Source organism: Emticicia sp. W12TSBA100-4 (assembly GCF_040253585.1).
Lineage (GTDB): Bacteria > Bacteroidota > Bacteroidia > Cytophagales > Spirosomataceae > Emticicia.
The window spans coordinates 1-317 of the sequence record NZ_JBELAU010000098.1; the positions used below are offsets into that span (position 1 = coordinate 1).

General features: G+C 46.7%; 1 protein-coding gene. It reads right to left on the reverse strand.

The window, feature by feature from the left end; genetic code table 11:
- The coding region (locus ABR854_RS25925; RefSeq protein WP_350268744.1) for a SprB repeat-containing protein at positions 1-317 on the reverse strand (317 nt) is incomplete at both ends.

The window sequence follows — 317 nt, forward strand, 5'->3', positions numbered from 1 at the left end:
CTGTACCAAAACACGAGGCATTGACCACTACTGGGGCTGCTACACTTAATGCCGCTACTGGTTGCGTTACTGTTGCACTTGTGGTTACACTACAACCATTCGCATCTTTAACTGTAAAACTATAGGTTCCTGCCGCTAAGCCTGTAAAAGCATTTGTCGATACAAAACTTCCTGTCCCTTGTTGATATTGATAAGGACTGGTGCCACCCGAAGCTGTTAATGTTACACTGCCCGTGGCTGTACCAAAACACGAAGCATTGACCACTACTGGGGCTGCTACACTTAATGCCGCTACTGGTTGAGTGACTGTTGCACTT